Annotated in this window: 12 protein-coding genes and 1 pseudogene; 5 read left to right on the top strand and 8 right to left on the bottom strand. The window is 69.9% G+C overall.

Annotated features, from left to right (window positions below):
* Positions 1–7: 7 nt before the first annotated feature.
* Complete coding sequence (locus AB0G20_RS22045) at positions 8–553, bottom strand: MOSC domain-containing protein (protein ID WP_361305007.1); 546 nt, start codon at positions 551–553, stop codon at positions 8–10.
* Between the two features lie 296 nt (positions 554–849).
* On the opposite strand from AB0G20_RS22045, the gene AB0G20_RS22040 reads away from it, so the two are divergent.
* Positions 850–1,293 carry a nuclear transport factor 2 family protein gene (locus AB0G20_RS22040; RefSeq protein WP_361305005.1) on the top strand — a complete coding sequence of 148 codons (444 nt, stop codon included), beginning with the start codon at positions 850–852 and terminating at the stop codon, positions 1,291–1,293.
* A 1,212-nt stretch (positions 1,294–2,505) separates the two neighbouring features.
* Positions 2,506–4,428: a hypothetical protein gene (locus AB0G20_RS22035; protein WP_361305003.1), complete on the top strand. Its 1,923-nt coding sequence runs from the start codon at positions 2,506–2,508 to the stop codon at positions 4,426–4,428.
* A gap of 251 nt (positions 4,429–4,679) precedes the next feature.
* Here the strand turns inward: AB0G20_RS22035 and AB0G20_RS22030 are convergent, their stop codons facing one another.
* The 3 genes and pseudogenes from AB0G20_RS22030 to AB0G20_RS22020 all read right to left on the bottom strand — a co-directional run bounded on the left by AB0G20_RS22030 (position 4,680) and on the right by AB0G20_RS22020 (position 9,742).
* Entirely contained in the window at positions 4,680–8,441 is a 3,762-nt protein-coding gene (locus AB0G20_RS22030; RefSeq protein ID WP_361305001.1) for a serine/threonine-protein kinase, read from the bottom strand.
* Positions 8,442–8,843: 402 nt separating this feature from the next.
* A pseudogene (locus tag AB0G20_RS22025) lies at positions 8,844–9,235 on the bottom strand (transposase family protein); the annotation flags it as partial.
* Between the two features lie 42 nt (positions 9,236–9,277).
* Entirely contained in the window at positions 9,278–9,742 is a 465-nt protein-coding gene (locus AB0G20_RS22020) for a MarR family transcriptional regulator (RefSeq protein WP_361304999.1), read from the bottom strand.
* Between the two features lie 310 nt (positions 9,743–10,052).
* Here AB0G20_RS22020 and AB0G20_RS22015 point away from each other — a divergent pair, with 310 nt between their 5' ends.
* Both AB0G20_RS22015 and AB0G20_RS22010 read left to right on the top strand, forming a co-directional pair.
* Positions 10,053–10,556, top strand: coding sequence for an N-acetyltransferase (locus tag AB0G20_RS22015; RefSeq protein ID WP_361304997.1), 504 nt, complete (start codon positions 10,053–10,055; stop codon positions 10,554–10,556).
* A 380-nt stretch (positions 10,557–10,936) separates the two neighbouring features.
* The gene (locus tag AB0G20_RS22010) at positions 10,937–11,383 is read left to right on the top strand and encodes a transposase (RefSeq protein WP_361305058.1); all 447 of its coding nucleotides are present in this window, start codon (positions 10,937–10,939) and stop codon (positions 11,381–11,383) included.
* Here the strand turns inward: AB0G20_RS22010 and AB0G20_RS22005 are convergent.
* From AB0G20_RS22005 to AB0G20_RS21990, 4 genes are all read right to left on the bottom strand, one after another.
* Positions 11,337–11,537 carry a hypothetical protein gene (locus tag AB0G20_RS22005; RefSeq protein ID WP_361304995.1) on the bottom strand — a complete coding sequence of 67 codons (201 nt, stop codon included), beginning with the start codon at positions 11,535–11,537 and terminating at the stop codon, positions 11,337–11,339. The genes AB0G20_RS22010 and AB0G20_RS22005 overlap by 47 nt on opposite strands.
* 12 nt (positions 11,538–11,549) lie before the next feature.
* Positions 11,550–11,804 (bottom strand): EF-hand domain-containing protein, encoded by a 255-nt coding sequence (locus AB0G20_RS22000; protein ID WP_361304993.1) that lies wholly within the window; start codon positions 11,802–11,804, stop codon positions 11,550–11,552.
* 413 nt (positions 11,805–12,217) lie between these two features.
* Positions 12,218–12,940 (bottom strand): peptidoglycan recognition family protein, encoded by a 723-nt coding sequence (locus AB0G20_RS21995; protein WP_361304991.1) that lies wholly within the window; start codon positions 12,938–12,940, stop codon positions 12,218–12,220.
* 104 nt (positions 12,941–13,044) lie between these two features.
* Positions 13,045–13,500 carry a carboxypeptidase regulatory-like domain-containing protein gene (locus tag AB0G20_RS21990; protein WP_361304989.1) on the bottom strand — a complete coding sequence of 152 codons (456 nt, stop codon included), beginning with the start codon at positions 13,498–13,500 and terminating at the stop codon, positions 13,045–13,047.
* Between the two features lie 846 nt (positions 13,501–14,346).
* On the opposite strand from AB0G20_RS21990, the gene AB0G20_RS21985 reads away from it, so the two are divergent.
* Entirely contained in the window at positions 14,347–15,198 is an 852-nt protein-coding gene (locus AB0G20_RS21985; RefSeq protein ID WP_361304987.1) for a CAP domain-containing protein, read from the top strand.
* Positions 15,199–15,236: the final 38 nt, after the last annotated feature.

The following is a 15,236-nucleotide window of genomic DNA, read 5'->3' as shown; positions in this document are numbered from 1 at the left end:
CAAGAACCTAGACCCGTTCCAGCGGGCGGTGAGGGGGTAGCGGGGGCTCGACCCGGATGGAATCCTCGGGGCGGACGGTCCCTCCACAGCGGACCACAGCCATGACGCCACACTTGAACGTGAACTCGCCGGACAAGGGGTCCATGGCGAAGACCTCACCGAGCAGCCCCTTGCGGAAGTCGTTGATCTTCGAGCACGGGTTGCGCAGTCCGGTCACCTCGAGCACCACCTGCTCCCCGAGATGGAGCAGGGCGCCGGTGGGCAGGCCCAACAGGTCCACCCCGCGCGTGGTGATGTTCTCGCCGAGCTGGCCCGCAGAGACCTCGAAGCCCTTGAGCGCGAGTTCGTCGAAGAGTTCCTCGTGCATCAAGTGGACCTGGCGCAGGTTGGGCAGGTCCGGTTCGTAGGTCATGCGGAACTGGTGGCGGATCGTCTCACCTGCGTGAACGTCTCCTTCCACTCCGAGCCCCGTGAGCAGCCTGACGGAATCGCGATTGGGCTTGCTGAACGAGTACCCCTCGTTACGGCTCACTGCGGTCACCTGACCAGGCATCACGCCCTCCACCTGTTGTCGTTCTGCGGCCGGTCGATCATAGAGGCGGTGCAAGCAGCCTTGAGAGGGAGGCGTGCAGTGAGCGGACCTTCATCGGGCGGATGTGTCAGGTCCGGCTCCCGGCCGCACCGTCCTGTCACCGAACACCAAAGAGACAGCTCCTAGGGTGCGTTCGCAAGTGGATCTTGATGCTGCGCTCGCCCTACTTCGCAGGTAATCGTCTCGGCCGGACTGTGCGGGCTAGGTTGGTGATCTCGCCGCGTGAGCAGGGCGCGGACCATACGGAGGGGCCAATCATGTCCATAGACACATCACCGGACACACGGACCGCGGTTGAGGAGTTACTGCGCACGATCGGTGAGGGCGACCCCCAGCGCATCGCCGAGCTGTATGCCGAGCGGGGCGATTGGAAGCTGAACTGGCCGGAGGCCGAGCACGGTCGTACTGCCACGCCCTGGATACGTCATCGGTCCACTCGGGCCGACGCGGCCGCCCACTATCGCGAACTTGCCGAGCACCACGTGCCGGAGCAGGTGGCGACTGAGGTCGAGCGCATCCTCATCGACGGAAACGACGCGGTCGTGATCGGCGAAATCCGCCAGACTGCACGGTCCACCGGACGTGCGTATCGCGCACGGTTCGCTTTGCATCTCACCTTCGAAGACGGCTTGGTCACCCGGCACCATACCTACGAGGACAGCCTCGCCGTTGCCCAGGCATTTGACACCGAAGACCAGTGAGAACCACCAGGACGCCGAGCATGAGGACGCTCGTCACAGCCACTCGTTGATCGCTGCGACCAGTACGGTCGCTTCGTAGCGGACGGCGAGCTTGTCGTATCTCGTGGCGACCGCGCGGTGGCGCCGCTGGGTCGTGCCTCTTGTTGCTTACCGCAGTCGCGGGCCCAGCGGCCTGCCAGCGTTGAGTGTCCTCACCAGCGGTGCTGGTGTGCACCGTCGCCCCTGCCCAGTAGTGGAGGTTCACCGTCGTGGCAAGCGCGCTTGTCGCCCCGTTCCGTTCCCGTCGTGCGCCCGAACCGGAGGGCAACGACGGCATCTCCGGCGAGGCGCCCCCGCAGGCCGGAGAGTTCACTCATCGTGCGGCAGTGCTGGTCCGTGTCCCTCGTGGCGAGGAGAACACCGCCTGTGAGCTGTGGGAGCGGTGCGGCCTGCTGTTCTCCCGGGTGGAGGATGCCGGGCAGGATGAGGGCACGGGGGGTGCTTTACCGAGTGGAGGTGCGCCTGCAGGGAAGCCGCTGGGGTGCGCTGAGTGAGGCTGAGCGCCGTGTCATGACGGCGTTGGCGGGCCGGGTGACGGCGCACACCGGTGACGCCACGTTGCTGGAGCCCGAGGACGCGCAGACGGCTGTGAGTACCTGGCATGTATACCGCAGGACCGACTGGGGATCCGGATGGTGGCGGACCTCTGCCGCACAGCTGTGGGTGCAAGTGGGGGCAGCGGATGTGCATCGCCGAGTGCGTTTGGACGGTCCGGGCACACAGCAGGAGGCTTTGGCGGCTCTTCGCCGGATGCCGGGCCTGGGAGGCGTGGTCTTCAACGACGCCCTCCATGACGTGCGGCCGGGAATCGCGTCCGCCCATGCTTTGCGCCCGCAGGATCCTGCCCCCTGGCATACCCGGGCCTTCGGGCTTCCCGCCATGACCTTCCGGGATCCCGGCCAGCCTGGCGTACGGCTGCGTCTGTAGGCCGATCTGCGGCAGGTTGCCGCCCAGACCTCCTCACCGCATGAAGCGCTGGTCCCTGACACGCAATGAGGCCTGGTCCGCCACCACGGGGGGAGTGACGGACCAGGCCTGAGTCCACGGTGCCACACGCTCCCTCGGCGCGCGCGATCTCCGAGTGAAGTGGCTGGAACCACAGGAGTGACCCATCGCAACAAGCTGGCATCATGCGCAGCGAGGACCGAGCGGAGCACGGGAGTTGGGGGATCCATGACGGGGCCGTCGGGTGTGGTCGAGCGCCTCTACTTCGGGCGGGAGGACGCCGAGCGGGATATGTCCGACGGCCTGCTGCGCGAGGGGTTCCTGCGGACCGCCGCCTACGACGCGGCCGTGTCCGGCCGCAAGATTCTCATCATCGGCCGCAAGGGCTCTGGCAAGAGCGCCATCTGCATGCATCTGACCGCCGACGGCGTCCACCCCGGCGGCACCGCCCTGATCACCCCCGACGACGCGGCGGGCGACGAGATCCGCCGATTCGAGCTACAGGGGCTCACCCTTGACACGGCCAAGTCGCTGATCTGGCGTTACGTCTTCGCTGTCCAGGCCGCGCGGCACATCGTCGCCCACGCCAAGCAGGTGCACGGGCTGCGGCGACTGCCCCGCCCGGTCAAGACACTGCGGCGGTTCCTCCGCGCGAACGGCGAGTCCGCGGACGAGCCCGGCCTCTACGACCGGCTGCTCCACGGAGTGAGCGGACTGCAGACGTCGCTCTCCCTCGAAGCCTTCGGCGTCAAGGCGGCGGTGGATGTGGGCGGTGCCCCGCCGGCCTCCGAAGGCGCCCGCGCCGCACGTCAGCTGGAGGTCGTCGAGCGGGGCGTGGCGGAGGCGTTCGCCGATCTGGACTGCGCGGGCTCGCACGCCCCTCTCCTGCTGCTCGTGGACCAGCTGGAGCAGATCTGGTCGAGCGACGCGGACAGCAACGCCATGGTCATCGGGCTTCTGCTGGCGGCGAAGCACGTCTCGGGCGCGTACGGCAAGGCGCTGCGCTGCCTGCTCTTCCTGCGCTCCGACATATACGACACTCTCAACTTCAGCGAGGGCGACAAGTTCCACAGCGAGGAGCTGCGCATCCAGTGGAGCCCCACCGGCCTGCGCGACCTCGCTCTCGCCCGGGCCCGCGCGTCGGCCGGCGCCGAGCTGACCGGCGACCGGCTGTGGCGGGAGGTCTTCCCGCCGGCCGTGGGCGGCGAGGACACCGCCGACTTCCTCTTCGGCCGCGCCCTGCCCCGCCCGCGCGACGCGATCCAGTACCTCAACGTGTGCCGGGACACCGCCGTCGAGCGGGGGCACGAGAGCATCCACGAGGCCGATGTCCTGCTCGCCACCCGGCAGTTCTCGGAGTGGAAGCTGCAGGACCTGGCCAAGGAGTACCTGGTCACCCATCCCTTCCTGGCACAGCTGTTCGTCATGTTCCAGAACACCGGCTACGTGGTGATGCGCAGTGCGCTGGAGGCCCGCTTCGACACCGTCGCCGAGACGCTCCACCGCCAGTACCCCGCCTACGCCGAGGGGCTCACCGCGCCCGGTGTGGTCGACACGCTGTACGGGGTGGGTTTGCTGGGGGTGCGGCGCGGCAACGACGTGGTCTACACGGGCGGGGCCCACGTACCCGTACAGCCGCACGAGGCGGAGTTCCACATCCATCCGTGCTTCCGGCCCGCGCTGGGTGCCACCCACGCCATCGACCTGCACCGGTACGAGCCGCGGGCGCTCACCCACCTGCTGCTCCGGAGCAGCTCGAACCCGTCGGCGGGGGTCGGCCCCCCGGTGGGCCGTGACTTCACACTGCTGGAAGAGCTGGAGCGCTCCTGCGGCAGCATCCAGCGGCAGGTGGGGCGCGCGGTGGGGCTGCCCGCCGAGACCCGCGCGCAGCTCTCGCAGCAGGTCGTCCGGGTGATGAGTGACGCTTCCCAGGCACTGTTGCGGCTGCGGCAGGGCGAGGCCGTCGACGCCTACGGCCTTGTGCTGCGCGCCGCGCAGTACTTCACCACGATCGCGGCGCAGCTACTGGACAGTGGGGTGGACGACGGCAGTGGCGGCAGCGTGATCCGCAGGATCGAGGACGAGGCCCGGCGGTTGACCCGTACGGCGGGCGGGAGTCACACGGGGGGCGGGGGCTCCTCCAACTCCTGATCCCCGCCTACTTGTTGCCCGGGCTCTGTCACCTGTCGCGCGACGCTGCTACGGTCCGTTCATGGCTGTCATGATGTGTTCCCGGAGGGGCTGTGATCGCCTGCTGTCGGTGTCGCGCGTTCCGGGGGGCAATCCGGTCGCCAGGAGCGACCCGGAGCACTGGGCCGTGGTCTTCTGGCACTGTGCGGGCTGTCGCGCCTACTTCTGCGACCGGTGCGTGTCCCGGCGTGTGCTGCGCAGGCCGGTCTGCGTCAGCTGCGCCGGCGTCCTCGCCAAGCCCGATATCGAGAGCTTGCTGAACTGAGCACCCGCGCGGGCCCCCGCCGCGGTTCGGGCAGCGGACGGGGTCCCTGCCACGCCGCGGCCATCCGCTCCAGCTCCGCCTGAACGCCGTCCGCCCGCAGCCACCCGTATCCGGCACGTGCGAGGTGACGCAGCAGGGCGTCCGCGTCGGCCTCGGACCACACCGGCTTTCCGTGCCGGGCCAGCCTGGGGTCGTACGACACCACCTGGAGGCCGAGCGGCACGGGCCGCCCGAACGGCGTGTGCGCGGCGAGGAACGCCTCCAGGTGCGGGCGGGCGCCCTCGTCCCAGTCCGCCGGCTTCCTGGCCTCCAGCTCCCAGTCGAGCTCCCACCTGCGCAGGGTCCGGTCCGTCCCGGTGGAGACCGCGTAACGCCCGTCGGCACTCAGGTGGACCGACAGCACCCAGCGCCGGTGCCCGCCCAGGGTGCGCAGGCAGCGTCCGGTCCGCAGATCAAGCAGCCGCACGGTCGTGTCCCAGTTGGCGGCCAGCGCGAAACGGCCGTCCGTGCTCAGGGACACCGAGGTCATCGGCTCGGCGTGCCCGTCGCTCCCAGCGTGCTCCTCGAAGACGTGCAGAGGCCGCCCGCCCGCCACGTCCCACAGCACCACCCGCCCGTCGCCGTTGGCGGTCACCGCGTGCCGTCCGTCCGTGGTGAGCCGAGCCGAGTGCAGGATTCCCGGGGGCGGCGGCTCAATGTCGGCCTTGCGGGCCAGGTCCTCGAAGATCCGCGCGCAGTGGCCGGAGTCCAGCTCCCACATCCGCGCCCTGCCGCCGTTGCCGGAGGAGAGAACGAACCGCCCGTCGGTACTGGGACACACCGCGTACACCCCCTGCCCTGCGTACTCGTAGGCCCGCAGCATCCGTCCGGTCGCCGGCTCCCACCAGCGCACGGACCCGTCCTCGCCGCCGGAGAAGGCGAAGCGCCCGTCGCCGCTGAAGCTCACCGAGCGGACCTTCGCCCCGTGCCCTTCGAGGACGCTCAGGCAGCGGCCGGTGCGGACGTCCCACAAGCGGACCGTCCCGTCCTCCCCGCCCGACAGGGCGAAGCGTTCGTCGGCGCTGAGGGAGACGGCCTCGACCGCTCCGTCGTGCCCGTCGAAGGTACGCACGCACCGGCCGCCGTCCTCGAAGTCCCACAGCCGCAGGGTGTCGAGGTCCGCGCACAGGGCGCGCCGGCCGTCGGCGGTGGCGTGAGCCTGCCTGCCGGACGTGGGCAGCTCGACGGTCCCGGCCGGCCAGGCGCCCCGTACCCCCGTCCGCACGGTGACCAGCGAGAGCCGGTGCCAGGCCGCCAGGGCACGGGGGTCCCGCTCGTGGCCCGGCAGGGCGCGTGCCTCGGCCACCAGGGCCAGTGCGTCCGCGTACCGCTGCCGCCCCGCGGCCGACTCGGCGTCGTCCAGCAGTACGGCGACCCGATCGTCGTGCCGGGTGAGTTCGGTGTGGGAGCGGGGGCGGCAGATCTGGAAGGGTGCAGTGTACGCGTCCGGGGCGGGCAGTTGCCACAGCCGCACCCTGTCGTCGCCGCCGGTGAGCACCCGCCGTCCGTCCGCGCTCAGGCTCACCGAGGTCGTCTGGGCGTAGTGGGCGTCGTAGGTGCGCAGACAACGCCCGGTGGCGGGCTCCCACCAGCGCAGCGTGCCGCCGATGGCCCCTGACACCGCGAACCGCCCGTCGGCGCTCAGCTCGGCCGTGCACGGGTGCCGGGCGTCCGCCCGCAGGATGCGCAGGGACCGGCCGGTCGCCAGGTCCCACCACACCAGGGCGCGGTCGTCGCCGCCGGTCAGGGCGTGCCGCCGGTCGTGGCTCAGTGCGGCCGGCCAGAGCACGTCGCGGTCCAGGGTCTGCACGCGGCGGTCGTCCGCCAAGTCCCAGAGGACGGTCTGACGTCCCACGAACAGGGCGAACCGCCCGTCGGCGCTCAGGCAGGCGGCGTTGATCTGGTGGCCCGCCCCGCCCGGGCCTTCCGGGGAGTCGACGACCCGCAGGCAGCGGCCGGTGGCCACGTCCCACCAGCGCAGGGTGCCGTCCCAGCCGCCGGTCAGGGCGGTGCTCCCGTCGGAGGCGAGGCAGACGGCGCGGACCGAGCCGGTGTGCCCGGCAAGCCTGTGCAGGCAGCGGCCGGTTCCGGTGTCCCACAGCCGTACGTCGCCGTCCTGCCCACCCGTCAGGGCAAGACGGGCGTCCAGGCTCAGACACACCGCGTGCACGGCGGCCCGATGTCCCCTGAGAGCGCGCGGGCGGCCGGTGGCCGTGTCCCACAGCCGCACGTCGCCGGCGTCGTCACCGGACAGCGCGCGGCTGCCGTCCGCGCTGAGACTCACCGCGTGCACGAAGGCCCGGTGCCCGGTGAAGGTGGCGAGCAGGCGCCCGCCGGCGGCGTGTTGGCGCTCGGCGTGCGCCAGCGCGTCGCGCAGCGCCGTGCCCGCGTCCGCGTCCCCGGTCGCCTCCGCGGTTCCGGCCGCCGCGCGCAGGAGGGGCAGGGCGGACTCGTGATCGCCGCGTTCGAGGTGCACGTGGGCGAGGAGCTGGTCGGCGGGCGAGGGTCCTCCCGCACTCGCCCTGACCGACTCCAGTTGGTCCACCAGCGCGTCGTCCGCGAGCGTGCCGGACCGCCACCTCATCAGTCCGAGGTTGTACGTGGCCTGCGGGTGCTGCGGGTCGGCGGCGTGTGCCTCGGCGAGCGCAGCTTCCGCCTCCCGCGTCCGGCCGAGGTCGAGCAGGGACATCGCCCGGTTGTTCAGCCCGTCGGCCCGCTGCTCGGCGGCGGTCTCCGCCCGGCGTGGATACGGCCCGGCGACCTCCCCCGCATACACCTCGGCCAACTCCCCTGCCACCGCCGCCAGATCGCCGGGCCGCTCCTCGGCCCGCTCGCGCAGACAGCGTTCCAGCAGCTCCGCGAGCGCGGTCGGCATCGAGGCCACCGGAGCGTCGGGCGGCGGGCTCAGCCGGTACGCGGCGAGCGCCGCCCCCGCGGCGGACCCCACTCCCCACGTCACCGCCCCGGTGAACATCTCCAGCACGCTGGCCGCGAAGCTCCACACATCGGTGCGACGGCTCAGGGGCGCGCCCCGCACCTGCTCGGGTGAGGCGTACGCGGGCGTCAACCCGCCGTGTGTAACCAGAATCGTGGCCTGGTCGGCCACTCGGCCGGAGGACGGCGGCCGGGTACCGAAGTGCCGGGCCCGCGCGAGCCCGAAGTCGGTGATCTTCGCGGTGCCCTGCCGGTCGAGCAGCACGTTGCCCGGCTTGACGTCCTGGTGCACCACCCCGCTGAGGTGGGCGTGGGCCAGTCCGCGCGCCATCTGGATCGCGATGTCCAGAATCCGGCCCAGCACTTCGACGCGTGCTCCCCGGTAGAGCCGGCCCTCGTCGATGGACTCACGCAGGCTGCCGCCGTTCACGTACTCGGCGAAGACCCGCGGCACCCCGCCGATCGTGCGCACGTAGTGACATCCGCACAGGTGCGGGTGGAGTTCCAGCCCCACCCACGTCTCCGCCTCACGGACGAACCGTTCCCTGTCCGCCTCGTCCCGGAAGAGCTCCGGACGGGGGCTCTTGACGGCGAGATCGGTGCCCCACCCCAGGTGCCGCACCCGGTGAACGAGCCCCATGCCGCCCTCGCCGAGGGCACCGGTCACCTCATACACCCCGAGGACCCGGTCACCGACCCGCCAGTCCCGCGCCCCTGCCGCCGCCCCCTGCCGCATGGACTCAGGGTAGTGCGCGCGGCTCGGAGCTCACAGAACCCCGTTCGAGGCCGGGCGACGTTCGGTCCAGCCGCAGGAAGCCGCCGCGATATACGTGCTGGCGGTCCACGGACACATCCGAAGAAACTGACCAGCCCATCGAAGAGACACGCGCTAGAACGCCTCACCGTTACGCATGCCGCACCCGCTCATCAGATCGGCGACCAGCAGGAAGCTGTCGTCGCCGGCGGTGCGTATCTGCCGCAGCTGCTCCGGTGAGGGAATCACCACCTGCTTGGGGTCGTACTGCGGCGGCTTCACCCCGGCCACTGGGTTGTCGTCGAACAGTCCCAGCCGGTTCGCATCCAGCAGGATCGCCTTCAGCTTGCCGAAGGCGTTCGCCTGAGCGGCCAGGCCGACCCCGTTGGTCGAGTACCGGTAGTTCTTGGACTGCTCGGCGATGCTGTGGTCGTGGGTGGGCATCAAGGTGCCGTCAACGATCAACACGGCGTCCCTGGGGAAGCGCTTGCGCTGCTGCAGGGCGAGCAACGGCCCGAGGTGGTCGATGATGCGGTCGGCCGCAGATTTGGAGACCCCGAACAGCGGCGCGAGCTGCCGCATGGTCAGGTTGGTCCGCCAGTGCGCGGCGACCAGCAGGACCCGATCCTCGAGAGGCAGGCTCCACGGCCGACCCTTGCGGACCGGGTCCGCGCCCTCCCGACGCAGTGCCGTGACCGGCTTTCCGAACTGACGCTGCTCAACCCGGTGAACGGGGCTATCCGGGACGACTCCGACGCCGTGATCACACCAGCCACACCGAGATGTTCTCACCCATGTACGGCTGCCTACGGCACCCGTCAGTCGGGCAGGTTGCCGTCGCCGCCCAGGTTGGCGACCATACGTCGAAGGACGTTGACTGTGGTCACGAAGTCGGCCGTATCAATGCCTTCGTGCATCTGCTGATGTACGCGCAAGTTGCGCTCCCTGGCCCGCAGCCGCCCGTCCTCTCCTGCCTCGGTCAAAGTCATGAGCCCTGCGTCCTCCGTCAGCCAACCACGGGCGACAAGGTCATCGAAGACACTATTGAAGTCGATCCCTAGGTCCTCGTACTTCGCCAGCCGCTCGATCAACATTGCGCGGGTCCACTTACCCGGGTCCCCGGCAACGTGGTTGAGCGTCCACCAATGCGGCTGCGTGAGATCCTCCACCGCTAACTGCGCACGGAGGGCACCGACCACCTGCCGGTATGCCTCGCCAGTCCATGAGCCGATGGGCTGAGCAGCCAACTCCTCCTGCGAGTACTCCCTGAGCGTCACGCTCACGAGCCCCTCCTTCTCGTGATCGACAGAACGCGATCACCGTAGACCCTCAGGTTCAGTTGAGGTCAAGGCGTTTCAGGGCCCGTTCACAGCATCACGCGAGGCTGAACCCCGAGGGGCGTCGCGGCCCACCTCAGAGCACAACGGGACAGCCCTTGGAATCCGTTGCCATACCGGTCATGGAGTCTGTCGATCGAACGGGAGTCTCGATCGGGGGATCGCGGGCCCTGCCCAGCATGAGAGCAGGGCCTGGCGGTATGCGGGGATAGTCCAGGGGATCGGACGGCCGCGCGCGCTGCTACGGTCGGGCGCCATGAGCTGGCTTCCCGATGACTTCGTCCACCCCGTCCTGGTACCACTGCCGGGCGGTGGTCATCACCTGCGGCCGATCCGGGAGGCGGACACCCCGCTCGACTATCCGGCTGTAATGGGTTCGCGCGGGCGGCTGTGGACCATCTTCGGGCCGGCCTGGGGCTGGCCCGCGGCCACCATGACCTACGAGGCCGACCAGGCCGACCTGTTGCGGCACGAGAAGGAGATCGCCGCACACCAGTCCTTCAACTACGCGCTGTTCGACGCGGCGGAGACAGCTCTGCTCGGCTGTGTCTACATCGACCCACCGGAGAGGGCCGGCGCGGACGGCGAGATCTCCTGGTGGGTGGTGGACGAGCTGGTGGGCAGCAAGGTCGAGCAAGCCCTCGATGTGCTGGTGCCGCAGTGGATCGCCGCCGACTGGCCGTTCGAGCAGCCGCGCTTCCTCGGCCGCGAGATCTCCTGGTCGGACTGGCTCGCCCTGCCGGAGCATCCCGCCACGTAAGTGGTTGGTGCACGTACCGATCTCGAAGGCTGTTGATCGAACGGGAGTCTCGATCGGGTGACTGCGGCGGTTTCCGCGCGTGAAGGCAGGGCCTCCTGGTAGCTCGGGCGTGCGATCCCATTCCGAGTGGTTCCCGGAGGCCCTGTTGTCTTTGTGGTACGTGCCCGAGCACGTTGACTTCAACTCGCCCGCCGAGTCGTGCGATTGCCTCGCGTACGTGTACGGCAACGCGGCCGATCATCCGGACCGGGTGGGCCGGTATCCATCGGACATGACGGACGCGGAGTGGGCGGCCATCCGGCCGTTGCTGCCGGTGCCGGCCTGGTTCATGGGCGGGTGGACGGCCCGAGAGCTACTGCCACCGGCAGCTGTTGGACGCGATGCGCTACCTGGTCGCGGGCGGGATCTCATGGCGGGCGATGCCCGCGGACTTCCCTGCATGGGGCCGGGTCTACGCCTTCTTCCGCCGCTGGCGCGAGCCAGGGCTGATCGCCGAGTTCCACGACCGGCTGCGCGGGACGCTCCGTGAGCGCGAGGGCCGCGAGGCCGAGCCCACTGCGGGAATCATCGACGCGCAGTCGGTGCGGGCCGCCTCACGCGGCTACGACGGCGGGAAGAAGGTGCCGGGCCGCAAGCGGCACATCGTGACCGACACCCCGGCCAGCTCCTGGCCCTCGCGGTCACCGCCGCGAACATCGGCGACCGGGACGCCGCGGCGGGCCTGCTGGTCCGGCTGCGCCGTCTGCACCGCGACATCACCCTCGTGTGGGCCGACGGCAGCTACACAGGCTCCCTCGTCGGCTGGTGCCGGGACAAACTCGCCCTGACCTTGGAGATCGCGCGGTAGACCTCCTGCTCCTCTCCCACGGCGTAGACGCCCAGCAGCTCCAGGTGCAGGGCGTGCTGCCGGGTGGAGTCGAGCAGGTCCTCAAAGCTGCCGGCGGCTTCTGCGGCATCGCACGCCTTCCTGATCTGCTCCACCCTTCAGCGCGGTCAGCTCCAGCCGAACCGGCGGTCCACCACCGCGGTGAACTCCTCGAAGGTGAGTGCAGCGTCGCCGTTCTGGTCAGCGGCGTCGAACAGAGCGGAGGACGCGTCGGTGTCCTGCACCCCCCAGGAGGGGATGACGCCCGTGGCGGCCAGCGACGGTCCCTTCGTCCGCAGGGCGACGATCACCTCTTCACGGGTCAGCAGCCCGTCGCCGTCCAGGTCAAGGGCCTCGAAGAGTCTGCGGGCCTTGTCGCTCATCACGTGTCCCCGTTGGTGTGTGGCCGGCGGGTAAGCCATCCCGCTCAGGCGGAAGGACGCATGCCGAACCGCCCGGGTTCCCCCGCCCTCACCAGCCCACCTGATCGCCCGCGGCCAGGTGCATTTTTGTGCTCAGCCCACCTTGGCGTACTCCGGGCTTCGGCATACCTACGCCTGCAGGGGCACCCGCGCAGCGCGGCGGCCGTGGCTGAGCGCGTGGTCGCAGGAGGCGCCGGCGGCTTCCAACATGGTTGACCTGATGCAGGCGTTGCAGGGCAGCCGCGTGGTGGACTCCGCCAAGGCCTCGACCTGTTGACGGATGCCCGCCCATCGATGATCAGTTATGCGGAAAAGGTCGGTGCCGCCACTGACACCGAGCTCGACTGGGCGGACCTTGAGCTCGTCCCGGCTGGTCAGCGGTGGCGCTCGGCCGGTACCGGCTCGGGATTTGGCCGGAAATCGGGGAGGGCATCCTTGAAGTGGTCGTACGCCACCTGTGCCGCGGCGAGGACCTCGTCGTAGATCTGGTCCATGTACGGACCGGCGCAGACGGTCGAGGACCAGTGGTGGTGGTAGAAGAGGTTGCTCCTGCCGGGGCGTTCGCCGATCACCTCGGCGAAGAGCCAGCCGGCGAGACGCGCGGCGTTCTTCCAAGTGGCATCGCTGACCGTCCAGTCGGGCGCGAGCGTTGCGTTCGCCATTTCGATGCTGATCGAGCTCTGGTTGCCGACCGTGTTGCCGACAGCCCAGGCGTACTCGTTCACCTTGACGTACTGAGCGACGGCGCCGGCGGCGTCCACGTCGAAGTGGGCCGAAGCCGGACGTACCTTCCAGACGTCGAGCACACCCTGGTGCGAAAGCCGGCCGGCATTGTGGTGCAGCGTGACCGACGTCTTCTTGTACGAAATGTGGGTGACGTGGCCCGTCGCGCTGAGCTGGTCGATGAAGTTTGCGACGGGACAGTCGTAAGGGATGGTGGCGGTCGCTTGGGGGCCGGCGTCCGCGTCGTCCACGGCGACGCCGACGAAGTCGCTCTCCGGAAGATCGTCAAGGTTGTCGGTGCCGGGTCCATCGCCGGTGTAGGGCCTCTCGATGGCCGCCTTCACGTCCTCGTCGTCGAAGTTCTTCTCGGGCATGACGCCGTCCTTTCAGTTGGGCGACTTCGCGTGACAGATGGTCCGGGGGTCGGACGAGGAGGAGGTGCGGCACGATGGCCATGAGCCGGGGAAGGTAGGGCCCATCAGGCGTCGGTCTGCTCCTTGAAATGCTCCATAAGGGCTGCCTCGATGTGCTGGCGGAACAGCGTGTCCTGCTTGATCTGAGACAGCCGGGTCATGGCGTGAGCGGCGTACTCCGGCCCTTCCACGGCCGAAGCCAGGAGGCTGGCGGCGAGTACGTCGATGCCGCGCGCCGTATCCGCGAACTGGCCCACGGGGACCAGATGGCGGTCGAGCGGGACGGCGTCGTCGGCGACCACCTCGGTGACCAGCGACGGCTGCCAGCTGTCCGCGTTGTTGAGCGAGTGATGGGTGTCGAACCGGACGGTGACCGTCTCACCGGCGGGCACGTCGACGCTGTACGAACCGTCGTCGTTGGTGTAGGCGTGGTCCATGAGCGTGAGGTCGGGGCGGTAGACGCTGACCTTGATCATGGAGATCGGCTCGTCCCTGGTGATGGATCGCACATGCCCGTACATGCGAGTCTCCTCCCGGACGCGGCCGGAGTCGACAAACGCAAATCTGGTTGCGATACAGACTTCTGAGAGGCCGTTCAGGGCGTCTGATTCCAGGTTCGCCCCGTGTGCAAACCCTGTCAACTGGCGGCCACCCTGGCCGTCTCGGCGAGGTGTTGGCCACCGCTTTGACTTAAGCCCTACTCCATGGCACGCCGCGGCCTCGGGGGCGCCGTAGAGGATCCCGAGGCCACGGTGCCGGTGATACGTGTGCTGCTCGGTCGTGGATTGTTCAACTTGTCGTGTACCGTCGGCGCCTGAGCGGCACCCCGTGGAGGCGCGCCGCAGGGCGTTCCAGGAGCTGCTGAGCCGCCGCGAGCGGATCTACGTCATGAGGACGGCTCACCGCCGCCGCCAGCCACTTCGGACTCTGGCCGACCGCCACCTCCCACCTCGAGCGCGGACTTCGCCGCGACGACGCCCTCGCCAGCGCCTACAAGGACTGTCTTAACGCCGCTTGATCACACGCGAAGCCATGACGCACCCAGCCCCCCTTCCGGCCGCCTCCTGACGCCTGCCAGGCGGGAGATGCGGCAGCTCCACTGCGTGAGGGCATGCACAGGTAGATGGGTGTCCTGGGTAAGCAGACGGTGGAGACCAGGCCGGCGCGTGACAGGCCGGGCCGCTTCCACCCGTTCCTCAGCGGACTTTGGCGGCTCTCTTAAGGCTTCTTGAAGATGACCTTCGAACGGAGGTCTGAGCCCCGGCCGGGTCCTAGGCTCTCGAACACCCCCCACAGGTCCGGTGGCCGCGATCGCGGCCACCGGACACGGGGCCGAGTCAGCCCACCGACCAACCGAGGTGTCCTGCATGGGTTCCCGCCGAGCCGCTCGCCCGTCCCGCTTCCACGCCCGCCCCCGCAGTGGGCCGAAGACGCGCGGTCCCGCGCTGGCCATCGGAGCCGTCGCTGCGATCGCGGGCGTCGGGATCACCCTGGCCGTCGTCAGCGGCGAGGACGGCGACACGTCAAACCGAGTGGTCGCGAACAGCACGGACGGGACGTCGGGCGCCGGGAACGCCGCCGACAGTACGACGCCGCTCCCCTCTGCTTCGGCGAGCCCGAGCACCACGGCGAGCAGCTCGCCGAGCGCGAAGCCGAAGCAGAAGCGCAAGCAGTCGGCGAGTCCCACCCACCGTGCACGGAAGACGGCCGTCCCCGCGTCGAAGGCACCCGCGGGGACGGCGGCGAAGAGCAGCGGCGGCGGGTCGGCAAGCGGTTCCGGCGGCATCCGGCCGGGCGGCACCGGATCGGACTCCGGGTCGGGTTCCCAGTCCGGTGGCGGGACCGAGGCCCAGGTACTCGCGCTGGTCAACAAGGAGCGGGCCGCGGGCGGCTGCTCGCCGGTCACGGCGAACGACCGGCTCACCCGGGCCGCCGACGACTACAGCGACGTCATGGCGAGCAGCGGCGTGATGTCCCACACCGGCCCCGACGGCTCGACGATGACGACCCGGGTCGAGGCCGCGGGGTACCAGTGGTCGACCCTGGGCGAGAACATAGCCCGGGGCCAGGCGGACGCCGCCTCGGTGATGAAGTCCTGGATGAACAGCCCCGGACACCGCGCGAACATACTCAACTGCTCCTTCAAGGAGCTGGGCGTGGGCGTCCACTTCGGCGACGGCGGCCCCTGGTGGACGCAGAACTTCGGCGCCGGTCGCTGACCTCTCTCTCTCCCCCCCCCCCCCGGCCGCCGGCGTCG

The sequence above is a fragment of the Streptomyces sp. NPDC024017 genome (genome assembly GCF_040638895.1).
In the GTDB taxonomy this organism is placed as follows: Bacteria; Actinomycetota; Actinomycetes; order Streptomycetales; family Streptomycetaceae; genus Streptomyces.
This window is presented reverse-complemented; position numbering and strand designations above follow the sequence as displayed.

Coding starts and splice junctions, on each gene's coding strand:
- AB0G20_RS22045 (WP_361305007.1), bottom strand. CDS start 553: ATGCCTGGTCAGGTGACCGCAGTGAGCCGTAACGAGGGGTACTCGTTC.
- AB0G20_RS22040 (WP_361305005.1), top strand. CDS start 850: ATGTCCATAGACACATCACCGGACACACGGACCGCGGTTGAGGAGTTA.
- AB0G20_RS22035 (WP_361305003.1), top strand. CDS start 2,506: ATGACGGGGCCGTCGGGTGTGGTCGAGCGCCTCTACTTCGGGCGGGAG.
- AB0G20_RS22030 (WP_361305001.1), bottom strand. CDS start 8,441: ATGCGGCAGGGGGCGGCGGCAGGGGCGCGGGACTGGCGGGTCGGTGAC.
- AB0G20_RS22015 (WP_361304997.1), top strand. CDS start 10,053: ATGAGCTGGCTTCCCGATGACTTCGTCCACCCCGTCCTGGTACCACTG.
- AB0G20_RS22010 (WP_361305058.1), top strand. CDS start 10,937: ATGCGCTACCTGGTCGCGGGCGGGATCTCATGGCGGGCGATGCCCGCG.
- AB0G20_RS22000 (WP_361304993.1), bottom strand. CDS start 11,804: ATGAGCGACAAGGCCCGCAGACTCTTCGAGGCCCTTGACCTGGACGGC.
- AB0G20_RS21995 (WP_361304991.1), bottom strand. CDS start 12,940: ATGCCCGAGAAGAACTTCGACGACGAGGACGTGAAGGCGGCCATCGAG.
- AB0G20_RS21990 (WP_361304989.1), bottom strand. CDS start 13,500: ATGTACGGGCATGTGCGATCCATCACCAGGGACGAGCCGATCTCCATG.
- AB0G20_RS21985 (WP_361304987.1), top strand. CDS start 14,347: ATGGGTTCCCGCCGAGCCGCTCGCCCGTCCCGCTTCCACGCCCGCCCC.